Genomic DNA, 484 nt, shown 5'->3' on the forward strand with positions numbered 1-484 from the left:
ATGGCCCTGCAAATGGCAGTGTGGTTGTGAACAACGACGGCACCATTACTTACACGCCAGACCAAGACTACAACGGTTCTGACGAGTTTATTTATACAGTCACCTCTGGTGGTGTTACTGAGACTACGACGGTCTCTCTAAACGTTACTCCTGTCAATGACAAGCCTGTAGTGGAAAACACCATTGCAGACCAAGTTCTACCAGAGGACTTTACGCCTTATACCATCGATTTAAATGACGCGTTTAGTGATGTTGACGACGCAGACAGCGAATTGACGTTTAGCGTTTCTGGTAACAGCAACATTCAAGTGTCAATTGTCGATGGCATCGCGACGATCACCCCAACCGCTGACTGGAATGGTTCTGAAGAGCTTACTTTTACAGCCACAGATCCAAGTGGTTTGGAAGTGAGTCAGAAAGTTGATTTCACAGTCAATGCCGTTGCCGATATTGTCGCTGATAGTGCAGATATCGTTGAAGATAC

General features: G+C 46.1%; 1 protein-coding gene. It reads left to right on the forward strand.

Features of this window, described 5'->3' with window-relative positions; genetic code table 11:
- On the forward strand, positions 1-484 hold a 484-nt coding region (locus tag ATB76_RS26905; protein ID WP_155647558.1), incomplete at both ends, for a tandem-95 repeat protein.

The organism is Vibrio sp. MOR3 (assembly GCF_001557775.1).
Lineage (GTDB): Bacteria > Pseudomonadota > Gammaproteobacteria > Enterobacterales > Vibrionaceae > Vibrio > Vibrio jasicida.